Here is a 22,330-nt window from a genome sequence, read left to right on the forward strand (position 1 = left end):
CGTACGACACCTAGGAGGCCGACGCGCGGGGAACCCTTTGACCCCGCACCCCGTGCTCGCGAGGATGCCCAGCAGGGCGGGCCGTGCGGAGGTGGCTCAGGTGGAGTTCGTAGGGCGAACGGACAGCCTCGCGCTCCTCGCGGCGACGCGCGAGCGCGCCCGCGCGGGACACCCTCAGCGCGTACTCGTCGAGGGTCCGGCCGGGATCGGGAAGACCGCCCTCATACGCCGCTTCCTGCGCGACGACACACATGTGCTGTACGGGGCGGGGGAGGAGGCCGAGTCGGAACTGGCCTTCGGAGTACTGGAGCAACTGCTGGGCCGGGGCGGCAGTGGCACCGGGGACGGGACCGGGACTGGCGGCGGGCGCTGGGCGGACGCGCACGCGGCCGGGGCGGCGCTGCTGGAGGCCCTGGACGAGGCACAGGGGGCGAGCGGTGGCTCGGGCTCCGACGGCGGGGCCGCGCGCGACGCCGACGCCCCGGGCTCCGACGATCGGGCAGTACGCGGCCCCGGCGCCCCGGGCTCCGACGATCGAGCCGCGCGCGGCTCCGGCGCCCCGGACACTTTCGTGCCCGCCACCTCCGCGCCCGATACCCCCGCCCGCGACACCCGCGACACCCGCGACACCCCCGACACTCCCGCCCCCGGCACACCCGACACCCCCGTCGCCCTCGTCCTCGACGACGCCCAATGGGCCGATCACCTCTCCCTCCAGGCCCTCGCCTTCGCCGTGCGGCGGTTGCGGGCCGATCGGGTGCTCGTTCTCGTCGTCGTGCGGGACGCCGAGGACACGCGGCTGACCGCGGGGCTGCGGAGGCTGTTCACGGCGGACGACGCCGTGCGGGTACGGCTCGACGGGCTCGGGCCCGCCGAACTGGCCGAACTCGGCGGCGGGCTGGGCGTACAGGGGCTCACCGCACAGGCCGCCGCACGGCTGCACGCGCACACCGCGGGCAACCCTCTCCACGTGAAGGCGCTCCTGGAACAGGAGGGAGCCGGGCTCCTGGAGGCGCTCGGGGAGCCCGATGTGACGCCGCCCGCCCCCAAGTCGTTCACGGCCCTCGTGCTGGCGAAGCTCGCCGCCTGCTCGACGGCCGCCGACGCCCTGGTCTGCGCGGCCGCGGTACTCGGCACACACTGCACGGCGGCCGACGCCTGGGAGGTCGCGGGCGCGGACCTGCTCGACGAGGAGCGCGGGGCCGCCGACGTCCTCACCGCACTCGAAGAGGCCGTCCACACGGGCCTGTTGACCGAGACCCCGGGCGATCCGGTGATCCGCTTCCCGCACCCCCTCGTACACGCCGCCGTCTACCACCAGCTCGGCCCCTCCCGCCGCGCGGCCCTGCACCTGAGCGCCGCCCGCACCGTCCGGGACCAGGCACACCGACTGCGTCACCGGGCGCTCGCCGCGGCCGGTCCCGATCCGGAGCTCGCCGCCGAACTCGCCGCCCTGGGACGCAGGTTCGCCGCCGAAGGCGCCTGGGCGATCGCGGCAGGACAACTGACGGCCGCCGCCCGGCTCTGCCCGGACCCGGCGGTGTACGAGCAGTACACCCTCGAAGCCGTCGAGTGCGCCCTGCTCGCCGGAGACGTACCGGACATGGGCGAAGTCGCCCAGCGGATCGCGCAGTTCACCCCCGGCGGCTGGCGCAGCTATCTCCTGGGCAGGCTGAGCCTGTTCGACCTGGACCGCGCCGAGGCACTGCTCACGGACGCCTGGCACCGGTGCGACCCGGCGGCCGAACCCCTCCTCGGGGCACGTATCGCGGGCCAGTTCGCCGCCCTGCACGGCAGCATGTCGCACGGCGCCGAGATGGCCGAATGGGCCGACCTCGCGATCCGCCTCGCACCCGACGACACGGCCACCGACATGATCCGCGTCCTGCGCCTCAACGGCCTCGCCATGAGCGGCCGGGCCCCGCAGACGCTCGACGCTCTCGGCCCGCTGCCCGACCCGGCGCTCGCCACCCCCGCCCAGCTGGAGGAACTCCTCGGCCGCGGCACGCTGCGCGAGTGGACCGGCGACCTCACCGGCGCCGTACGGGACCTGGGCGGTGTCTTCGGCGCCTGCCACGGGCGCGCCGCCTCCTTCCGGGTGGTCGCCGCGACCGCGCTCGCCTCCGCCGAGTACCGCGCGGGCCGCTGGGACGACGCGATCGTCCACACCGACCTCGCGCTGTCCCTGGCCGCCGACACCGACCAGCCGCACATCGCCCTGTACTGCCGGATGCTCGCCGCCCAGGTGCACGCGGTGCGCGGCGCGTTCGCCAAGGCACAGGCACACGCACGCGTGGCCCGCGTCTACGCGGCGGGCGGCCATGTGAACCCCGCCCTGTGGGCCGCGCTCGCCGAGGCCCACCTCGCCCGCGCCCAGGGCAGGCCCGAGGAGGTCCTCACGGCCCTGGGGCCCCTGCTCGCGCTCGCCCCGCGCGGCGACCTGGAGGAGCCCGGCACGGTCCCCTGGGCCGACCTGCTCGCCGAAGCCTGGGCCGCCCTCGGCGACGAGAAGCGCGCCGTCCAGGCCCTCGCCCCGTACGAGGTCCTCGCCACCCAGCGCGGCCACCACGGGGCGCTGCTCGTCGCCGCCCGGGCCCGCGGCACCCTGGAGGCCGCGCGCGGCGACACCGTGGCCGCCGAGCGCGCCTTCCGCTCCGGCCTCAAGCACGCCGCCCATGTCGAGGCACCCTTCGACCGCGCGCTGCTGCACCTCGCCTACGGCGGCTTCCTGCGCAGGGCGGGCCGCCGCACCCGCGCCGGCGAGCAGCTGCGCACCGCCCGCGACCTCCTCGTACGCCTCGACGCGCCGCCCGATCTCGGGCGCTGCGAACGGGAGTTGGCGGCCTGTGGACTCGGGCCCGTCGGGTCCGCGGCCGAGCGGGAGCCACGGACACGTGGAGCGGCACTGCTCACGCCCCAGGAGCTGGCCGTCGCCCGCCTCGTCGCGTCCGGGCTCACCAACCGGCAGGTGGCACGCGAACTCGTCATCAGCGTCAAGACCGTCGAGTACCACCTCGGCCGGATCTTCCCCAAGCTGGGCGTCGACTCCCGTACGCGGCTCACGGCAGCGCTGGCCGCCGACGGGCCCGGGTCCGGACGATCCGAGTCCGGACACGCACCCTAGGGATTCCCCCGGGGCGCATCCCGGGGCGCCCGGACTCCCCCTGTCCGTACCGTCGGTCGGGCCTTCGCGGAAACAGTCGCGAAGGGAGCAGTAACCAACGGGGGATGAACAGAAATGCCGGAGAACACCCATCGAATGGTGACCGACGTCCCGCATGCCAAGGTGCGGGCCGTCACCGAGCGCGTCGTCCAGGAACTCACACTCGCCGCCGACAAGGTCGCCGCCCACTACGCGGAACCCGCCAAGTACCCACTGCCCGCGGACAGGACGGCCGCCGAGCACCTCGTCGCTCGGCGCTTCGACAGCCTCACCGACGAAAGGAAGAAGAAGGCGGCGGCCACGGTCCTCGCCGACCTCAAGACCGGCGCCGTACGGTCCCGACGCCTCGGTGACCTGGCCCGCGTCGACCTGCGCTCGCCCGCGTCGGTGGACACACAGGTCAAGCGCCTCGGCTTTCCCGAGCGGCTGAAGTTCCCGGCCGACGAACTCAGGAAGCCGCCGACTTCTCTCCTCCCCGAGGAGTCGGCCCCGCAGGGCCTGGCCGCCGTACCGGCCGCCCTGCACAGACTGGAACTGCGGATCCACCGGGTGAAGTGCGTGGACGAGACGTCCGAATGGGGATCCGACGAGATCCATCTCGCCGGGACCAGCGTGGACGAGAGCGGCGACACCCTGAAGATCGGCCAGTTCAAGGTCCGCAGCTTCGACGACGGCGACGTCAAGGTGTACGACCCGCCGCGCCGCTTCCACTGGTTCGGCCTCGACGAAGGCACCAAGTACCCGAAGTCGTACTTCGTCACGCTGGTGCTCGCCGAGGTCGACTGGGGCGGCCTCGCCGACTACGTGGGCGCACTGCTCGACCTCATCAAGAAGAAGGTCACCGCCTACCTCGCCGCGGCCATCGGCGGCGCGATCGGCGCCTCCGGCGGACCGGTCGGCATCCTCATCGGGATGGCCGTCGGCGCGGCCGTCGGCTGGGTCTTCGACCAGCTCAAGGGCCTCTTCGGCGACGAGGTGTTCAAGCCCGTCACCGTCAACGCGGTCATCCCCTCCCTCACCGGCCGCTGGGCCGGCCGGCCCTTCACGGCCCCGGCGGTCGCCGACTACCGAGGCCACGGCGGCCACTACCAACTGACGTACGACTGGCGCATGTACGACTGAGTACCGAGCAGCCCGCCCGGACCGGACCTCGGGGGACACGGGGGGACACGGGGGGACACGGGGGGATACGGGGGCCGGAAGGCCGCCGCCCGTCAACGGCACAGACGGACGGCGGCCTTCCGCTGCGCACCGACATCCCTCGCTGTTTGGGCATGGGCCGAGGGCAACTGGTCAAGGGGCGCGGGGAACTGCGCGACCGGCCACAACGCACCCGCACCCTCCCCACGGCCCATCACCCCGTCTTCACCCCGCCTTCGACTACGTGTCGCACTCCAGAACAGTCCGACACAACCCACACCGGGCCCGAACCCGCCCCCGCACAGGCACCCGAATCCGCTGATGACAGGTCGGACAGGGAAACGACACCCGCAACGGCCCGCGCCCGTCCGGCGCGTCAGGCCCGTCCGGCGTGAAGGCGTACGGGACGCCGACGGGCGCCGCCGCGACGACACGGTCCTGCGCATGACGCCGGTCCTTCGCGTAACGCCGCCGCCCCGCCCACCCCGCCGCGGTCAGCGGCGGCTGCCGTTCGTCGTGACGGGCCCGCGTCAGGCCCTTCGTGTACGCGGTGTACGCCTGCGGGCTGGTGAACCAGGTCGACGGATCCTCACCGAAGACCAGCGACCGCTTGGCCAGCACGTACCCGAACTCCTCCGGTGTCAGATAGCCCAGCTTCTGCGAGGACGCCGCGTCCTCCCGGTACGCGTCGAGCAGCAGCCAGCCCGCGCCGAGATACGTCGTCGCCGTGTCCGTGAGGATCTCGTTGTCGCGCGTGCCGGGGAACGACAGGTCGAGGCGGTGCAGATAGACGTGCATCACCTCGTGCGCGAGCGCCGCGCCGATGTCCCTGCGGTGGGTGCGGAACCGGTCGTTCAGCTCGATGAAGTACTCGGGGCCCGCGGCGAGCTCGACGTTCGCCGCGTGCTCCATCTCGCGGAAGCTCACGATCATGCGGGCATCCGGGAGACGGAAGTGCCGCACCAGCTCACGGGCCACCCGCTGGGCGCCCAGATGGAGATCGTCCGTGTCGCAGAACGCCACGTCGGCGGGGGCCACGCTGGTGGCGAAGGCGTGGATGGTGTCGTACGAGAGCCGTTTGTACAGCGCGGTGACCGCCGCCCGCACCGTGTCCAGGTGCGGGTAGCCGTGCTCGACCGGACCGCCGTTCGTCACGTCCGTACCCCCAGAGAGGCCCTGAACCCCCGTTCCACTTTAAGGGGACGCGAGCGGATTCTCCCGGGTTGGGTTGCCCGGTGGGGGAGTGAGATCCACCCTTGCCGCCCATGCGTCATGATCCTCATACTTCTGTGCGCTCTTCTGCGCACTCAACCCCCCATGAAAGGGATCATGTTGACAAACAGGGCAGTCAGTCTCCTCAAGAGATCCGCCTTCAAGCGGGCCGCGGCGATCGGTGCCGTCGCCCTCGCGACCGCCAGCCTCCAGCCCGTCGCCGCGCAGGCGGCGCCCGTGCCGGTCGTCGGCGGTACGCCCGCGGCGCAGAACGAGTTCCCGTTCATGGTCAGCCTCTCCATGGGCTGCGGCGGTGCCCTCTACAAGAAGGACGTCGTCCTGACCGCCGCGCACTGCGTGGACGGCTCGGGCAACACCACCCGGATCACCGCCACGGCCGGCGTCACCGACCTCAACGCCTCCGGCGCGATCAAGGTCAAGTCCACCAAGGTCCTCCAGGCCCCGGGCTACAACGGCAGCGGCAAGGACTGGGCGCTCATCAAGCTCGCCCGGCCCATCAACCTGCCCACGCTGAAGCTCGCGACGAACACCCGCTACAACAGGGGCACGTTCACCATCGCCGGGTGGGGCGACACCTCGGAGAACGCGGGTACGGGCTCCACGAAGCTCCTCAAGGCCAAGGTGCCGTTCGTCGCCGACCGCCAGTGCAAGCGGCACTACGGCAGCCGGCTCATCGCCGGGCAGGAGATCTGCGCCGGGGTTCCGCGCGGCGGGGTCGACACCTGCCAGGGCGACTCCGGCGGACCCATGTTCCGCAAGGACGACAGCGGGAAGTGGCTCCAGGTCGGGATCGTCAGCTGGGGTGACGGGTGTGCTCGGCCGCTCGTGCCGGGGGTGTACACCGAGGTGTCCACGTTCTCTTCGGCGATAGCCCGGGCTGCGGCGACGCTTTAGCCCCCGGCGGGGCGGGGTGGGCGTTCGCGGTGTTTGTGCCGTGGGCGCCTGCTTGTTTTCGGGTGCGGGCCGGTGGGGGCTTGTCGCGCAGTTCCCCGCGCCCCTTGGGAGTGGGGGCAGTGACGCGGTGACGGCGCTCTGTGTTCGCTAGTCTCCGCCGCCTGCCTCGCCTGCCTCGCCTGCCTCGCCTGCCTCGCCTGCCTCGCCTGCCTCGCCTGCCTCGCCTGCCTCGGCCGTGGCTCGCAGGGTCGGGGGGTCGGATGCCTCCTCGAATTCCAGCAGCCAGATCTCGTTGGTGCCCTCACGCAGGGCCGGGCCGGGGACGTACAGGGAGCGTTGGGGGCCGACGGACCAGTAGCGGCCCAGATTGAAGCCGTTGATCCACGCGAATCCCCTTGTCCAGCCGGGGAGTTCCAGGCGGGCGTCTCCCGCGCCGCGGACCGTGACCGTGCCGCGGTACAGGCCGGGGGCACCGGAAGCGGGAAGCGGGCGGAACGGCACCGGCTCCACACCGGTGTCGAAGGCGTCGAGGCGCAGCGCCCTCGCCCGCACCCCGTGCAGATACTGCCGTTCGTGCAGTACGCCGCCGGTGATGCCCTTCGGCTCCCCGGTGCGCGGGCCGTAGTTGACCCGGCCCAGCGACTCCACCCACAGGTCCACGCGCGCGGGACCGGCGACCGGCTCCTTGAGCTGCGGCTCGTCCTCGGTGAGCACTCCGGCCGGCTCTCCGTCGACGTACACCGTCGCCAGATCCCGCAGACCGCGCACGGTCAGCGGGTACGGACGGCGCGGTCCCGGAACGTCGACCGTGTAGCGGACCAGCCCCCGGTCGACATCCAGCTCCTCGAAGGTCGGCGGCACGGGCCGCTCGGTCTCGGGCCCGCCGAGCGCGTCGAGCACGGCGGACAGGGGTGACCAATCGGTGAGATCCACGGTGGCCGGGGAGCCCAACGAGGCCGGTGCGGAGGGCAGTTCGGGCAGCGGGCCGTCCGTGTACGCGGCGAGGAGCGACCGGAACCGCCAGAACTTCTCCGTGGGGCGCCCGTACTCGTCGATCGGCGCGTCATAGTCGTACGACGTCACGTCCGGCTCCAGCGCTCCGTCGTGCAGCGCGCCGCCGCCCCGGTTGGCGCCCGCCCAGCCCGCGAAGTTCGTGCCGCCGTGCGCCATGTAGAGATTGACCGAGGCCCCGCACTCCAGGATCTCCCGCAGCGCGTCGGCGGCGTCACCGGGATCGCGTACGACGTGCTCGGCGCCCCAGTGGTCGAACCAGCCGCACCAGAACTCCATGCACATCAGCGGACCCGTCGGCCGGTGCCGGCGCAGCGTCTCGAAGGCCACGCGCGCGTGCGACCCGAAATTCGCGGTCGCCAGGACACCGGGCAGGGAGCCCCCGGTGAGCATGTGGTCCTCTGGACCGTCCGACGTGAACAGCGGCACGCTCACGCCCCCCTCGCGCAGCAGGTCCGCGAGCCGGCCCAGATACACCTGGTCCGAGCCGTAACTCCCGTACTCGTTCTCCACCTGCACCATCAGCACCGGACCACCCCGGTCGATCTGCCGGGGCACGATCTCCCGCAGCAGGTGGGCGAACCAGCGCTCCACATGGCCCAGGAACCCCTCGTCACGGGTGCGCACGAGCGTGCCCGACCCGCCGGTCACCCAGTGCGGCAGCCCGCCGTTCTCCCACTCGGCGCAGATGTACGGACCCGGCCGCACGATCGCCCGCAGCCCGGCCCGCTGGGCGGCGTCCAGGAACCGGCCGAGCGCCTGGACGTCCCGGAAGGAGCCCGGCCGCGGCTCGTGGAGATTCCACGGGACGTACGTCTCCACACAGTTGAGGCCCATCGCCCGCAGCATCGCCAGCCGGTGCCCCCACTGCCCCTCGTGCACCCGGAAGTAGTGCAGCGCCCCCGACAGCAGCCGCACCGGCCGCCCGTCCAGCAGAAAATCGGTGTCCCCCACCGCGAACTCGGTCATGAGCACCACCCTGACCCCTGGCGGCGACCGGGTCCATGGACAAAGATCAGCGGTGATTGGACGCAGCTGACGGAGCACGGAACGGGCTTGCCGGCCGGGTGGGAGGACAGCCGATGTACCACACATGGATGCGGTTCTTCAGCCCCGGACCCGCCCATCACAAACTCGGCCTCGTCTGCCTCGGCGTCGGCCTCCAGTACGGGGCACTGCCCATCGTCGGACCCCGCACCCTCGACCACCACGTGGCCGTCGTGGTCAGCGCGGGACGCGGCTGGTTCCGTACCGTCGACGGGCGGTCCACGGCCGTCACCGCGCCCGCCCTGCTCTGGCTCACCCCCGGCGTACCCCACCACTACGCGCCCGACCCCGAGACCGGCTGGGACGAGGCCTTCGTCGACTTCACCGGGCCCACCGCCGACACGTACACCGAACTCGGCTACATCGAACCGGCCCGGCCCGTCGTCCCCCTCTCCGACGCGGGCCCCGCCCGCACCACCGTCGCCCGCATCGCCCGCGCCGCCCGCCTCGGCAACCCCCTCCTGGAGGTCGAGACCAGCGCAGCCGTCCACGAACTCCTCGTCACCCTGCGCCGCGCCCGCGCCGACACCGCCCCCGACGGCGAACAGGTCCTCCAGGCCCTCGCCCGCGACGCCTTCAAGCCGCTCTCCGTCGCCGACCACGCCGCCCGCCACGGCATGACCCCCGCCGAACTGCGCACCGCCGTGCGCCGCGGCGCCGGCTGCAGCCCCAAGGACTACCTCCTCGGGATCCGCCTCGGCCGCGCCAAGGAACTCCTCGCCGCCACCGAACTCCCCGTCGCCGCCGTGGCCAGACGCGTCGGCTACGACGACCCGGCCTACTTCTCCCGCCTGTTCACCCGCCGCGTCGGCACCGCGCCCGTGCGCTTCCGGGAACAACAGGGACGCACCGTCCCCGGCGGCTGGAGCAACCAGGTCCCCGATCCCGACGATCCGCCGATGCTCCATTCCCCGGGAACGCGATGACGGGGATTCTTCGGGAACCCGTTGATCGAACGGCCGCGCGCCACCCGCGGTACGCCACGTAGGGTTGCTCACCATGACCACCAGCAACACCGGAAACGCGGGCGGCGTCGACCCGGCCGTCCGCGCCGAACTCGCCCGGCTGCGCGAGAGCATCGACAACATCGACGCGGCCGTTGTCCACATGCTCGCCGAACGCTTCAAGTGCACCCAGCAGGTCGGCCACCTCAAGGCCGCCCACCAGCTGCCGCCCGCCGACCCGTCCCGCGAGGCCCAGCAGATCGCCCGGCTGCGCAGCCTCGCCGAGAACGCCAGACTCGACCCCGCGTTCGCGGAGAAGCTCCTCAACTTCATCATCGCCGAGGTCATCCGCCACCACGAGAGCATCGCGGACAGTGCCGGTGGCGCGGGCGGCGCGGACAAGTTGTAGGCCCGCCCTCTCGGCGTGCGCGCCGAAATGAGGCATCCTGCGCTGAGCACTCCTTGTCAGTACACGAGTACTCCCTGTCGGTCGGTTCGGACATAAGCTTGTCGTCCAAGCGAGGGGATTTCGCTCCATGCCGCCGGATGCCAAGATCCTCATAGTCGACGACCATGAGGAAACGCTCTACGCCCTGGAAAGCGCCCTGGCCCCGCTCGGCTACCACCTGACGCGGGCGACCAGCGGCGACGACGCGCTCAAGGAAGTCCTGCGCGGCCACGTCGGCCTGCTCCTCCTCGACGTACGCATGCCGGGCGTCAGCGGCCTCGACGTGGTCCGCTACATGCGGGGCGTGGAACAGACCCAGCTCATCCCGATCATCCTGGTCACCGGCTTCGGCCCCGACGCCGAACTCACCGCCACCGCCTACCGCCTGGGCGTCGCCGACCTCGTCATGAAACCCATAGACCCCTGGGCCCTGCGCACCAAGGTCCGCTACCTCTACGACGCCCACCAGCGCTACCGGTCCCTGGAACGCGAAGTACGCGAACTCCGCGCCCTGGTGAAGGAACCGCCGAGGGCCGGGCGCTACGTGGGCCCGGGAACGTAATCCCGGCCGAGGGGAACGCAACCCTGGCCGACGGGCAACGCAACCCCGACCGACCCGGGGCGCAACCCCGCCCGGACCAGGACACCCCTGTGCCGGATCACGCCCATCAGGCAGCATGGCACCCATGTCCGTACTGACGCGCGACGAAGCGCAGACCCGTGCCAAGCTCCTCGACGTCCACCGCTACCAGATCGAACTCGACCTGACGCGCGGCGACGAGATCTTCGACTCCCGTACCGTCATCCGCTTCACCACCCGCGCGGACGGGGACACCTTCGTCGAGCTCAAGCCCGCCGAACTGCGCTCCGTCACCCTCGACGGCCACCCCCTCGACCCGGACACCCTCTCCCTGGACGAGAACCGGCTGCCGCTCAAGGACCTCACGGCCGGCGAGCACGAACTGCGCATCGACACCACCATGCGCTACTCCCGCACCGGCGAGGGCATGCACCGCTTCACCGACCCCACCGACGGCGAGACATACGTCTACACGCAGCTGTTCATGGACGACGTGCAGCGCGTCTTCGCGGCCTTCGACCAGCCCGACCTCAAGGCCGTCTTCGAGCTGACCGTGACGGCCCCCGAAGGCTGGACCGTACTCGCCAACGGCATCACCGAGCGGCAGGACGACGGCAGTTGGCGGGCCGCCGCCACCCCGCTCATCTCCACGTACCTCGTCGCCGTCGCCGCCGGACCCTGGCACTCCGTACGCACCGAACACCGCGGCCTGCCCTTCGGCATCCACTGCCGCCGCTCGCTCGCCCCCCACCTCGACACCGACGCCGACGAGATCCTCGACATCACCCGCGCCTGCTTCGACCGCTACCACGAGAAGTTCGAGGAGCCCTACCCCTTCGACTCCTACGACCAGGCGTTCGTCCCCGAGTTCAACGCAGGCGCCATGGAGAACCCCGGACTCGTCACCTTCCGCGACGAGTTCGTCTACCGCTCCGCCGTCACCGACACCGAACGCCAGACCCGCGCCATGGTCATCGCCCACGAGATGGCCCACATGTGGTTCGGCGACCTCGTCACCCTGCGCTGGTGGGACGACATCTGGCTGAACGAGTCCTTCGCCGAGTACATGGGCTACCAGACCCTCACCGAGGCGACCCGATTCACCGACACCTGGACCGACTTCGGCATCGTCCGCAAGGCCTGGGGCTACGACGCCGACCAGCGGCCCTCCACCCACCCCGTCGCCCCCGACCCCGAGGCCGTCCCCGACACCGCCTCCGCGATGCTCAACTTCGACGGCATCTCCTACGCCAAGGGCGCCTCCGCACTACGGCAACTCGTCGCCTGGCTCGGCGAGAAGGACTTCCTCGCCGGCATCAACACCCACTTCGCCCGCCACAGGTTCGCCAACGCCACCCTCGCCGACTTCATCGAATCCCTCGCCGCGGCCACCGAACGCGACGTCCGCGCCTGGGCCGACTCCTGGCTGCGCACCACCGGCGTCGACACCCTCACCGCGTCCGTCACCGACCGGCCGGGGGAGTGGACCCTCACCCTCGACCGCGCGGGCAGCCGCCCCCACCGCGTCACCGTCGGCGTCTACGACCGCGACCTCAACGACAGCCGCGCACTCCTCCTGCGCGAGCGCTACGAGACGGACGTCCCGCAACAGCCGGCCCCCGAGCCCCGCACCGGCCCCCGTCCCGCCCTCGTCGTCCCCAACGACCTCGACCTCACCTACGCCAAGATCCGCCTCGACGAGGTGTCCTCCCGGACCGCCCTGCGCGGCATCTCCGACGTCCCCGACGCCCTCACCCGCGCCGTCCTGTGGAACACCCTGCGCGACATGGTCCGCGACGGCGACCTCGCCCCCGCCGCCTACCTGGAGACCGCCCGCGCCCACCTCCCCGAGGAGACCGACCTCGCCGTCGTCCAGGGCGTCCTCGGCTTCGCCGCCGCCCAGGTCGCCAACCGCTACCTGGCCGCCCACGAACGGCCCGCCGCCCTCGCCACCCTCACCTCGCTCTGCCGCGACCTCATCCGCCGCACCGAGGACGGCGACCACCCCGGCCTGCGCCTCATCGCCGTACGCCACCTCATCGACGTCGCCGCCCAGCCCGACACCATCAGCGCCTGGTTCTCCGAAGGGACCGTCCCCGGCGGCCCCGAACTCGACCCCGAACTGCGCTGGCGCATCCTCGGCCGCCTCGCCGTCCTCGGCGCCATCGACGACGCCGTCATCGACACCGAACTCGTCCAGGACCCCAGCGCCACCGGCCAGGAAGGCGCCGCCCGCTGCCGAGCCGCCCTCCCCGACCCGGTCGCCAAACGCGCCGCCTGGGACGCGATGTTCACCACCGACGACCTCTCCAACTACCTCTTCACCGCCACCGCCCAGGGCTTCTGGCAACCCGAACAGACCGACCTCGTGCGCCAGTACGTCGACCTCTACTGGACCGACGCGACAGCCGTGGCCGCCCGCCGCGGCCCCGCCATCGCCGAAGCAGCCGGCCGCTGGGCCTTCCCGGCCTACGCCATCACCCCCGAAACCCTCCACGCAGGCGAACAGTGCCTGACCGAAACCACCCCCACCCCCGCCCTCCGCCGCAAACTCACAGACCAACTGGACGACCTGGCAAGGGCATTGCGAGTACGAGAGGCATAGAGAACGGATCGGCGGGCCCGCACCCTTCGCGAACAGGGGCGCGGGCCCGCTTTCCTACCGGGCGTGGGCAACCGCCTGCTTTCGGTTTTCAGGGGCAGTCGGGCCGGCTTTCTCACTGGGGCGCCGCGAACCGCCATCTCTTAGGGGCGCGGGGAACTGCGCGACCAGCCCCCACCGACCCGCACGTCACCCACAACCCCGGCGCGAAGCGCCAAGAACCCCGGCGCGAAGCGCCAATACCCCCTTTCGAGTGCTGATCACCGCACTCTCCGGGCACGCAGCCCCAAACACAGACACGCTGGAAGTCCCCGCCCGCGCCCCGGAGGACGACCATGAGCCCGCTCGCATCAGGCCCCCAAGGCCCAGACACCCTGCGACCGCTGCTCACCACCGTGCTCGAAGCACTGAAGGCCGGCGCAGCCACCCGCGACGGCCCCCTCCCGCCCGGCGGCCCCACCGAGGTGGCCGCCTGCCTCCGCGAGGCCCTCGGCAACCCCCTCCCGGACCACGGCGACGAAGACGCCCTCCGCACCCTCGTCCAAGCCTTCGCGGCGGGCGCGGCCGACCCCGCGGACCCCCTCTGCACGGCCCACCTGCACTGCCCGCCCCTCGCCGTCGCCACCGCCGCGGACCTCGCCGCCTCCGTCCTCAACCCCTCCCTCGACTCCTGGGACCAGGCCCCGGCCGCCTCGGAACTCGAAGCCCTCGTCACCAGGGCCCTCGCCGCCGAGGTCTACACAGAGGTCCACGCGGCGGCAGGCCAAACCCAGACAGACAGCGACGCCCTCGTCACCACAGGCGGCACCGAGTCCAACCAACTCGCCCTACTCCTCGCCCGCGAACACCACGGCCACACCCAGCTCGTCTGCGCCGAGAACGCCCACCACTCCCTCCGCCGCGCCACCTGGCTCCTAGGCCTCCCCGAACCCGTCACCGTGCCCGCCCCCGCAGGCACCATGGACCCCACCGCACTCAACGAAGCCCTCACCGCACTCCAGGGCCCCCGCGGCTCGCTCCTGGTCGCCGCCACCGCGGGCACCACCGACGCCGGCCTCATCGACCCGCTCCCCGACATCGCCACCCTCTGCGAAGCCCACGGCGCCCGCCTCCACATCGACGCCGCCTACGGCGGAGGCCTCCTCTTCAGCGACCGCCACCGCCCCAGACTCGACGGCCTCGCCCGCGCCCACACCGTCACCCTCGACCTGCACAAACTCGGCTGGCAGCCCATCGCCGCGGGCCTCCTCGCCGTACGCGACCGGCACGATCTCGCCCCGCTCGCCCATCACGCCGACTACCTCAACGCCGACGACGACACCGAAGCGGGCCTGCCCGACCTTCTCGGCCGCTCCCTGCGCACCACCCGACGCCCCGACATCCTCAAGATCGCCGTCACCCTCAAAACCCTCGGCCGCACCGGACTCGGTGATCTCGTCGACCGGGTCTGCGAACAAGCCGCGCAGTTCGCCGAACTCGTCCACCGGCACCCCCGCTTCGAACTCCACGACCGGCCCACCATCAGCACCGTCCTGTTCCGGCCCACCGACGCCACCGACGCCACCGTGGCCGCCGTACGCCGCACCCTCCTCACCGAAGGCCGGGCAGTCCTCGGCCGCGCCCGCCTCGACGACCGCCTCTGGCTCAAAGCCACCCTGCTCAACCCGCACACCGGAGCCGACGACCTGGCCGCGCTCCTGAAACTGGTGGAAGGACACACCCCGCGATGACGCCCCCCACGTCCCCGACACCCCCCACGCACCCCAAACACCCCGTACACCACGAGCCCGAAGCCCCCCGCGACCTCGTGGGCATCGGCATCGGCCCCAACAACCTCTCCCTCGCCGCCCTCGCCCACCCCCTGGCCGAACTCGACACCGCCTTCTACGAACAGCGCCCCGCCTTCGACTGGCACCCCGGCCTCCTCATCGAAGGCACCACCCTCCAAGTCCCCTTCATCGCCGACCTGGTGACCCTCGCCGACCCCGCGAGCCCCTGGACCTTCCTCAACTACCTCAAGGCCCGCGACCGCCTCTTCCCCTTCTACTTCGCCGAACGGCTCCACATCCACCGCGCCGAATACGCCGCCTACTGCCGCTGGGTCAGCGACAGCCTCCCCGGACTCCACTTCGGCCACCAGGTCGACGCCGTCCGCTGGAACCCCGAACGTGACGTGTTCGAAGTCGACTTCACCCAACTCGACAGCGACGGCGAAGCCGAAGCACTCGGCCGCACCTACACCAGGAACATCGCCCTCGGCATCGGCACCGCCCCCTACATCCCCGAACCGCTCCGCCCCCTCGTCGAAGCCCCCGGCGTGCCCGTCATCCACGCCGCGGACTACCTCGAACACCGCGAACGGTTCCTCACCGCCGAACACATCACCGTCATCGGCTCAGGACAGTCCGGCGCCGAAGTCTTCCTCGACCTCCTCAGAAACCGCCCCGCCGGCCGCGAGAAGATCCACTGGCTCGCCCGCACCGAGGCCTTCGCACCCATGGAGTACTCAAAACTCGGGCTCGAACACTTCACACCCGACTACACCCGCTACTTCCACGCCCTGCCCGAACCCGTACGCGACCGGCTCGTCCCCGCCCAATGGCAACTCCACAAGGGCATCGACGCCGACACCATCGCCGCCATCCACGACGAGCTCTACCGCCGCACCCTCGACGGCGGCTGGCCCGACACCGTCCTCACCCCCGGCGTCCACGTCCGCACCGCGGGCCGCATCGCCACCACCAAGGTCGAACTCCACCTGGAACACGCCCAACAAGCCAGCCGCTCCCGCATCACCACCGACGCCGTCGTCCTCGCCACCGGCTACCGCGAACGCCCCCTCGGCCAAATCCTCGCCGGACTCGACCCCTACATGCGCCGCGACGCCTCCGAACGCCCCCGCATCGACGACCGCCACCGCCTCGTCCTCGACCCCTCCGTCACCGGAGCCGTCTACGTCCAGAACGGCGAACGGCACACCCACGGCGTCGGCGCCCCCGACCTCGGTCTCACCGCCTGGCGCAGCGCGAGCATCCTCAACTCCCTGACGGGCAAAGACCCCTACCCACTGCCGAGCCGAACGGCCTTCACGACCTTCGGACTCGCCCAGCAGCCCCAGATCCCGCCCGCCAGGCAGCAGCCACGGATGCTCACACCACTCGCCGAATAGAACCGAGCCAACCGAACAGCAGCCAACCAGCCGCGCAGCGGCCGGCCGACCGAACGGAAGCCGACTAGAAGACGGGCGTCCCCTCACGCGTCAGCTTCCAGTCCACCGACGCGAACTCCTTCGGGTCCAGCGAACCCTTCGCCGTCACCCACTCCGCGATCCGCGTACGGATCTCCGTCGACTCCGCCCACAGCTCCTTCGCCGACGCCACATGCGGGAACGCCCCACCGCCATTGGCCCGGTAGTTGTTCACCGCGAACACGAACTGCTGCGCGTCGTCCAACGCCACACCGTTGTACGAGAGGTTCTTGATCCGCGAACCCGCCGCCTGAGCGATGTCGATGTCGTACGCCAGACCCGACACATAGTCGTAGTTGTAGTCCGGCCGGTTCCCCGCGTTCGTCAGCTTCTCCACATCGACCGCGGCACCGACCGCCGTCTGCACGAAGTACTGCGCCGAGAACTCCAGGTACGCCCGCACCTGCGCACCCGTCATCAACTTCGCGACCAGCGTGTTGTCGTACACATACAGACTCGACAGATCCCGGATCGTCACATCCCCGGCCGGGATCTCCGACGTACGCGAGAACGGCGACGCCTGCGACAGCACCGGCAACGACGCGTACTCCGTCCCCGCCAACGCCGCCTTGACCACGTCCTCCTGGACCTTCGTGATCAGGTCGATGATCGGAGCGTCCTTGTACCGCGCTTCGACCGTCGTCAACGTCTGAGTCGCCGTCCCGACCACCTGGTTGACGTACGCCACGACCACGTCGTGCTCGTCCTTCAACAGCTTCGTGATCCTCGGGTCGTCGGCCACCGAGTTCGAATTGCGGACCGACGCCGACACCGACTCGACCGACCAACGCCCCTTCTCGAAGACCAACTCGAAGTCGAACAGCGACAACCGCTCCGCATACGCCAACGGCTCCGACAGAACGACCGTCTTCCCCGTCTTCGTGTTGGTGACCTTCAGCTCCGGAATCTCCACATGCGCGTGCCCGACCAGAATCGCGTCGATCCCCGGCACCTGCTGCGCCACCAACCCCGCCGAGTTCTCCACGTACGGCAACTGATCACCGTACGAGGACGTGCCCGAGGAACCCGAGTGCGCCGACACGACCACCACGTCCGCACCCATCGACCGCAGCTTCGGCACCCACTTCGCCGCCTGCTCCTCAAGACCGGGGAACGTCAACTTGCCCTGCACATAAGCCTTGTCCCAGATCGCGATACCCGGGTTCGTCAGACCCAGCACGGCCACCTTCACCGGCGGGGCGCCCTTCACATGGAACTTCTTCATGAAGTACGGAGGAAAGGCCGGCTTCAGCGTCTTCGCGTCCAGCGCGTTCGCACCCAACAGCGGGAAACGGCACTGCGACTCGAACTTCCGCAGCGTCTCGATTCCGTAATTGAACTCATGGTTGCCGAGCGCCACCGCGTCATAACCGATCGCGTTCATCGCCTGCGCCATCGGATGCACCGGACCACCCTTGGCGGTGATCGGGTCCACCTTCGCGTAGTAGTACGTCAAAGGCGTGCCCTGAATGGTGTCACCGGCGTCCAGCAACAGCGTGTTGCGCCGGCCCTTCTCCTTGCGGACCGCGTTCACCAGCGTCGAGATCCGCGCCAGACCCTGAGCGTTGCCCGCCGCGTCCTTGTACTCCGCGTCCTTGAAGTAGTCCCAGTTGAAGATGTGACCGTGCAGATCGGTCGTACCCATCACCGTCAGCGAGTACCGCTTCGGCTTCCTGCCACCCTTCGCCACCGCAGCCTCCGCCGCCTGAGCACTCGGCGCCACGACCGCACCGGCCAGGGCGACCCCCGCGCCGGTCACGGCGGACTTCTTCAGGAACTTCCGGCGGTTCAACGCCATGACGGGCCACTCCTCGGGAAACGGTCGACAACACGAGCAGATACGCGCGTAGATTCTGACCCGGTCATGACGTACGGCAACAGCCCCCGCAGGTTTCGATCTGATGACCGACAAGCCCCGGAAACGGGCCGCCGGTGACAGAGTGGGACGTATGACCTCACCCTCCGAAAGCTCCGAGGAAATCCGGTCCGCGGTCCCCTACGGCACACCCGACGCACCCCGAATCGCCGTCCGCGGCGAAGCCCACCTCGAAGTCGACCCCGAGATCGCCCGCATCGGCATCACCGTCAGCGCCCGCGGCACCGACCGCCGCGACGCCCTCACCGACCTGACCCGCCGCAACACCACCGCCCTCGACCTCGTCAAAACCTACGGCGACGCCGTCGAGAAACTGGAGACCGGCGCCTTCTCCATCACCCCCGAACTCACCAAACACGGCCGCGGCGAACGCATCCGCGCCTACCACGGCCGCGTCCACATCACCGCCGAACTCACCGACTTCACCGCACTCGGCGAACTCACCACCCGCCTCGCCGACCTCGACCTCACCCGCGTCGACGGCCCCTGGTGGGCCCTGCGCCCCGACTCACCCGCCCACCGCCAGGCCAGGCAACAGGCAGTACGCGAAGCCGTCCAACGAGCCCGCGAATACGCCGAAGCCCTCGGCACCACACTCGCCGCCCTCGTGGAACTCGCCGACATCGGCGCAGAGAACGCCCACCCCTACGGCATGGAAGCCCAGGCCACCCGGTCCATGCGCACCATGGCATTCGACGCGGCCGCCCCCGAAGGAGCCCCCGCCCTCGACCTCGAACCCGAACGACAGCATGTCTACGCACAGGTCAACGCCCGCTTCACAATGTCACCGCCGGTGCTCTGAGAGCCCTCCGAAATGCTCATCGGAGCGGCCCCCTGCACAATTCAACACTTGTCAACAGCCCTTCACGCAAAGGTTGTTGAGTAGTCATGCCCGGCCAATTCCCTACCCGCTGGTAAGGCCTAGGCTCGAACCATGCGCCGAGCAAAAATCGTTTGTACATTGGGCCCCGCCACCGACTCGTACGACCAGATCAAGGCACTGGTCGAAGCCGGAATGGACGTAGCCCGCTTCAACCTCAGCCACGGCAGCCATGCCGACCACGAGGAGCGCTACCAGCGCGTGCGAAAGGCCTCCGACGAGACCGGCCGCAGCGTCGGAATCCTCGCCGACCTTCAAGGCCCGAAGATCCGACTCGGCCGCTTCACCGAAGGACCCGTACTCCTTGAACGCGGAGACACCTTCACCATCACAGTCGAAGAGGGCACGGAGGGTGACCGCCAGACCTGCGGAACCACCTACTCCGGCCTCGCCGCCGACGTCACCACCGGCGAACGCATCCTCGTCGACGACGGCAAGGTCTGCCTCGAAGTCACCTCCGTCGACGGACCCCGCGTCCACACCACCGTCATCGAAGGCGGCATGGTCTCCGACAACAAAGGACTCAACCTCCCCGGCGTCGCCGTCTCCGTCCCCGCCCTCTCCGAAAAGGACGAGGACGACCTCCGCTGGGCCCTGCGCACCGGATGTGACGTCATCGCCCTCTCCTTCGTCCGCAGCGGACGCGACATCGAGGACGTCCACCGCATCATGGACGAAGAGGGCCGGCGCCTCCCCGTGATCGCCAAGGTCGAGAAACCCCAGGCCGTCGAGAACATCGACGACATCGTCGCCGCCTTCGACGGCATCATGGTCGCCCGAGGCGACCTCGGCGTCGAAATGCCCCTCGAACAGGTCCCGATCGTCCAGAAGCGCGCGGTCAAACTCGCCAAGCGCAACGCCAAGCCGGTCATCGTCGCCACCCAGATGCTCGACTCGATGATCGACAACTCCCGCCCGACCAGGGCCGAGGCGTCGGACGTCGCCAACGCGGTCATCGACGGCACGGACGCGGTGATGCTGTCCGGCGAGACGAGCGTCGGCAAGTACCCCATCGAGACGGTCCGTACGATGTCCCGCATCGTCGAGGCGGCCGAGGAGGACATCCTCGCGAAGGGCCTCCCGCCCCTGACCGACCGGAACAAGCCCCGTACGCAAGGCGGCGCGGTCGCCCGAGCGGCCGCCGAAATGGGCGATTTCCTGGGCGCGAAGTACCTGGTCGCGTTCACGCAGAGCGGCGACACGGTCCGCCGCCTGTCCCGCTACCGCTCCCCGATCCCGCTCCTCGCCTTCACCCCGGACGAGGCAACCCGCTCCCAGCTCAACCTGACCTGGGGCGTCGAGACCTTCCTGGGCCCGCACGTCGACTCCACCGACGCGATGGTCGACCAGGTCGACGAGCTGTTGTTGAAGTACGGCCACTGCGAGAAGGGCGACATCGTCGTCATCACGGCCGGCTCCCCGCCCGGAGTCTCCGGCTCGACGAACCTGGTGCGTGTGCATCACATCGGCGAGGACGACAGCCCCAAGTAGATCCAAGTGGGGGTGTGGGGTCAGTACTTGGGCCCCACGTGGGCGTCCATGAGGGCTACGGAGGCGCGGCGGGCGACGGAGATGTTGAAGGGGTCGCTGCCGCGGGCGAGAGTGGTCCACTCGACTCCGACCTTGTCGAGGGTGTCGCTGAAAAGCTTCCGGATGTCGTCCGACTTGTTGGCGAAGAAGTAGCGCGGGTACTCATAGCGCTTGCGCTCGCCGGCGACGAGCCGGGTCGTCCAGTTGGTGATGCGGCAGCCGTCGGAGTGGATGAGTCCGCGGATGAATTCCCATGGGCGGGCGTCGACAATCTCCTGTTGCCAGGGGGCGAGGACGATGGAGCGATTGTGCTTCTTGCCCGGACCGTGTTGGGGAAACAGGCAGTGCAGGTGCTTCGAGTACACCTTCACGTTGCGGCAGCCCGTCTTGCGGACGCGGCAGACGGAGTTGTCGGGGAAGACTGCGCGCATGGCCTGCTCGCAGTCGTCCATGAGTCCCGGCCAGGAGTCGGCACACGTAACCATGAGGTTGGGTACGCGGTGCTCGGAGTAGTGGCTGATGTGACCGTCTCCCAGATACAGGCCGAGTAGATAGCTGTACGCCTGTTCGTCGAGGTCTCGTCCGTCGCACCGGGGGCACTTCGGGTCGTGCTTCCCCGGACACTCGCCGCGTTTCGCGCGGTCCATGTGCTTCCAGTAGCTGACTGTCCCGGGCGGAACGTTGAATTGCCGCGCCACGTCCGCGTTCCTCGCGCCGCCGCGCAGGAGTGTGACTGCCTTCTGTCGTACCTCAGTGCCATGAAAGTTCATGCGAACACTCTGTGTGACTGATCGCGACTGTGCGCAGCAAAAAGCGGATGTTCACGAGAATGGGAACATCCGCTTAGCGGGAAACTGTGCCGGGTGCGGGATTCGAACCCGCAAGCCCTCTCAGGCAGAGGTGTTTGAGACCTCCGTGTATACCGTTCCACCAACCCGGCTTAAGTGGCTGCCGGAAGCATACCGGGTCCCCGCAGGTCGCTGCAGCTAGGTAGGCTCTTGAGCAGCAGCACTGCCCGGCCCGTACCAAGGAGCCCCCGTGACCGCCCCCGAGTCGCCCCAGCCCGTAGACGCGCCCGACGACGACAAGTCGCACGTGCCTCCGCTGACGACCCGTGTCGTCATCGCCGAGGACGAGGCGTTGATCCGTCTCGACCTCAAGGAGATGCTCGAAGAAGAGGGGTACACGGTCGTGGGCGAGGCCGGTGACGGTGAGCAGGCCGTCGAGCTCGCCCGGGAGCACCGCCCCGACCTCGTCATCCTCGATGTGAAGATGCCGAAGCTGGACGGCATCTCCGCCGCGGAGAAGATCGCCGAGGAGTCCATCGCCCCGGTGCTGATGCTGACCGCGTTCTCGCAGCGCGACCTCGTCGAGCGGGCGCGTGACGCGGGCGCGATGGCGTATCTGGTGAAGCCGTTCAGCAAGAGCGATGTGGTTCCGGCGATCGAGATGGCCGTCTCGCGCTTCACGGAGTTGAAGGCGCTGGAGAAGGAGATCGAGGATCTCACGACGCGTCTGGAGACGCGGAAGCTGGTGGACCGTGCGAAGTCCGTACTGCAGACCGAGTACGGGCTGACCGAGCCGGCCGCGTTCCGTTGGATTCAGAAGACGTCGATGGATCGTCGTATGTCGATGCAGCAGGTCGCGGAGGCGGTTATTCAGGACGCCGACGAGAAGAAGGCCGCGAAGGGCTGAGCAGCGAGCGTACGTACGGCTGAGGCCCGCACCCCGTGTC

At 70.1% G+C, this 22,330-nt stretch carries 16 protein-coding genes and 1 tRNA gene; 12 read left to right on the forward strand and 5 right to left on the reverse strand.

Features of this window, described 5'->3' with window-relative positions:
* The first annotated feature begins 100 nt into the window (after nucleotides 1-100).
* Entirely contained in the window at nucleotides 101-3,124 is a 3,024-nt protein-coding gene (locus JEQ17_RS34440; protein WP_200398892.1) for an AAA family ATPase, read from the forward strand.
* A gap of 114 nt (nucleotides 3,125-3,238) precedes the next feature.
* Nucleotides 3,239-4,285 carry a hypothetical protein gene (locus JEQ17_RS34445; RefSeq protein ID WP_200398893.1) on the forward strand — a complete coding sequence of 349 codons (1,047 nt, stop codon included), beginning with the start codon at nucleotides 3,239-3,241 and terminating at the stop codon, nucleotides 4,283-4,285.
* A gap of 258 nt (nucleotides 4,286-4,543) precedes the next feature.
* Here the strand turns inward: JEQ17_RS34445 and JEQ17_RS34450 are convergent, their stop codons facing one another.
* Nucleotides 4,544-5,458, reverse strand: a complete 915-nt coding sequence (locus JEQ17_RS34450) for a hypothetical protein (protein ID WP_200398894.1) — start codon at nucleotides 5,456-5,458, stop codon at nucleotides 4,544-4,546.
* A 174-nt stretch (nucleotides 5,459-5,632) separates the two neighbouring features.
* Here JEQ17_RS34450 and JEQ17_RS34455 point away from each other — a divergent pair, with 174 nt between their 5' ends.
* Nucleotides 5,633-6,430, forward strand: coding sequence for a S1 family peptidase (locus JEQ17_RS34455; protein ID WP_200398895.1), 798 nt, complete (start codon nucleotides 5,633-5,635; stop codon nucleotides 6,428-6,430).
* 147 nt (nucleotides 6,431-6,577) lie between these two features.
* Here the strand turns inward: JEQ17_RS34455 and JEQ17_RS34460 are convergent, their stop codons facing one another.
* A complete protein-coding gene (locus JEQ17_RS34460) occupies nucleotides 6,578-8,410 on the reverse strand; it encodes a glycoside hydrolase family 35 protein (protein ID WP_200398896.1) in 1,833 nt (610 codons plus the stop codon).
* A gap of 113 nt (nucleotides 8,411-8,523) precedes the next feature.
* Between JEQ17_RS34460 and JEQ17_RS34465 the strand changes: the two genes are divergently transcribed.
* From JEQ17_RS34465 to JEQ17_RS34490, 6 genes are all read left to right on the forward strand, one after another.
* Nucleotides 8,524-9,414 (forward strand): helix-turn-helix domain-containing protein, encoded by an 891-nt coding sequence (locus JEQ17_RS34465; protein ID WP_200398897.1) that lies wholly within the window; start codon nucleotides 8,524-8,526, stop codon nucleotides 9,412-9,414.
* Between the two features lie 73 nt (nucleotides 9,415-9,487).
* The gene (locus tag JEQ17_RS34470) at nucleotides 9,488-9,841 is read left to right on the forward strand and encodes a chorismate mutase (protein WP_200398898.1); all 354 of its coding nucleotides are present in this window, start codon (nucleotides 9,488-9,490) and stop codon (nucleotides 9,839-9,841) included.
* 127 nt (nucleotides 9,842-9,968) lie between these two features.
* On the forward strand, nucleotides 9,969-10,442 hold the full coding sequence (locus JEQ17_RS34475) for a response regulator (RefSeq protein ID WP_200398899.1): 474 nt from the start codon (nucleotides 9,969-9,971) through the stop codon (nucleotides 10,440-10,442).
* A gap of 115 nt (nucleotides 10,443-10,557) precedes the next feature.
* Entirely contained in the window at nucleotides 10,558-13,065 is a 2,508-nt protein-coding gene (gene pepN / locus JEQ17_RS34480; protein ID WP_200398900.1) for an aminopeptidase N, read from the forward strand.
* Between the two features lie 332 nt (nucleotides 13,066-13,397).
* Nucleotides 13,398-14,792, forward strand: coding sequence for a pyridoxal phosphate-dependent decarboxylase family protein (locus JEQ17_RS34485; protein ID WP_200398901.1), 1,395 nt, complete (start codon nucleotides 13,398-13,400; stop codon nucleotides 14,790-14,792).
* On the forward strand, nucleotides 14,789-16,231 hold the full coding sequence (locus JEQ17_RS34490) for a lysine N(6)-hydroxylase/L-ornithine N(5)-oxygenase family protein (protein WP_200398902.1): 1,443 nt from the start codon (nucleotides 14,789-14,791) through the stop codon (nucleotides 16,229-16,231). The genes JEQ17_RS34485 and JEQ17_RS34490 overlap by 4 nt, the downstream gene beginning before the upstream one ends.
* 64 nt (nucleotides 16,232-16,295) lie before the next feature.
* Here the strand turns inward: JEQ17_RS34490 and JEQ17_RS34495 are convergent, their stop codons facing one another.
* Nucleotides 16,296-18,107: a 5'-nucleotidase C-terminal domain-containing protein gene (locus tag JEQ17_RS34495; protein WP_200398903.1), complete on the reverse strand. Its 1,812-nt coding sequence runs from the start codon at nucleotides 18,105-18,107 to the stop codon at nucleotides 16,296-16,298.
* 151 nt (nucleotides 18,108-18,258) lie between these two features.
* Between JEQ17_RS34495 and JEQ17_RS34500 the strand changes: the two genes are divergently transcribed.
* Both JEQ17_RS34500 and pyk read left to right on the forward strand, forming a co-directional pair.
* Nucleotides 18,259-18,987 carry an SIMPL domain-containing protein gene (locus JEQ17_RS34500; protein WP_200398904.1) on the forward strand — a complete coding sequence of 243 codons (729 nt, stop codon included), beginning with the start codon at nucleotides 18,259-18,261 and terminating at the stop codon, nucleotides 18,985-18,987.
* Between the two features lie 132 nt (nucleotides 18,988-19,119).
* A complete protein-coding gene (pyk, locus tag JEQ17_RS34505) occupies nucleotides 19,120-20,556 on the forward strand; it encodes a pyruvate kinase (protein WP_200398905.1) in 1,437 nt (478 codons plus the stop codon).
* Nucleotides 20,557-20,576: 20 nt separating this feature from the next.
* Here pyk and JEQ17_RS34510 read toward each other — a convergent pair whose 3' ends face one another.
* Nucleotides 20,577-21,365, reverse strand: coding sequence for a helix-turn-helix domain-containing protein (locus JEQ17_RS34510; RefSeq protein ID WP_200398906.1), 789 nt, complete (start codon nucleotides 21,363-21,365; stop codon nucleotides 20,577-20,579).
* Between the two features lie 87 nt (nucleotides 21,366-21,452).
* Nucleotides 21,453-21,535, reverse strand: a tRNA-Leu gene (locus tag JEQ17_RS34515).
* Between the two features lie 98 nt (nucleotides 21,536-21,633).
* Here JEQ17_RS34515 and JEQ17_RS34520 point away from each other — a divergent pair.
* Nucleotides 21,634-22,290 (forward strand): ANTAR domain-containing response regulator, encoded by a 657-nt coding sequence (locus JEQ17_RS34520; protein WP_189840381.1) that lies wholly within the window; start codon nucleotides 21,634-21,636, stop codon nucleotides 22,288-22,290.
* The last annotated feature ends 40 nt before the right edge of the window (nucleotides 22,291-22,330 follow it).

The organism is Streptomyces liliifuscus, assembly GCF_016598615.1.
GTDB classification, from domain to species: Bacteria; Actinomycetota; Actinomycetes; order Streptomycetales; family Streptomycetaceae; genus Streptomyces; species Streptomyces liliifuscus.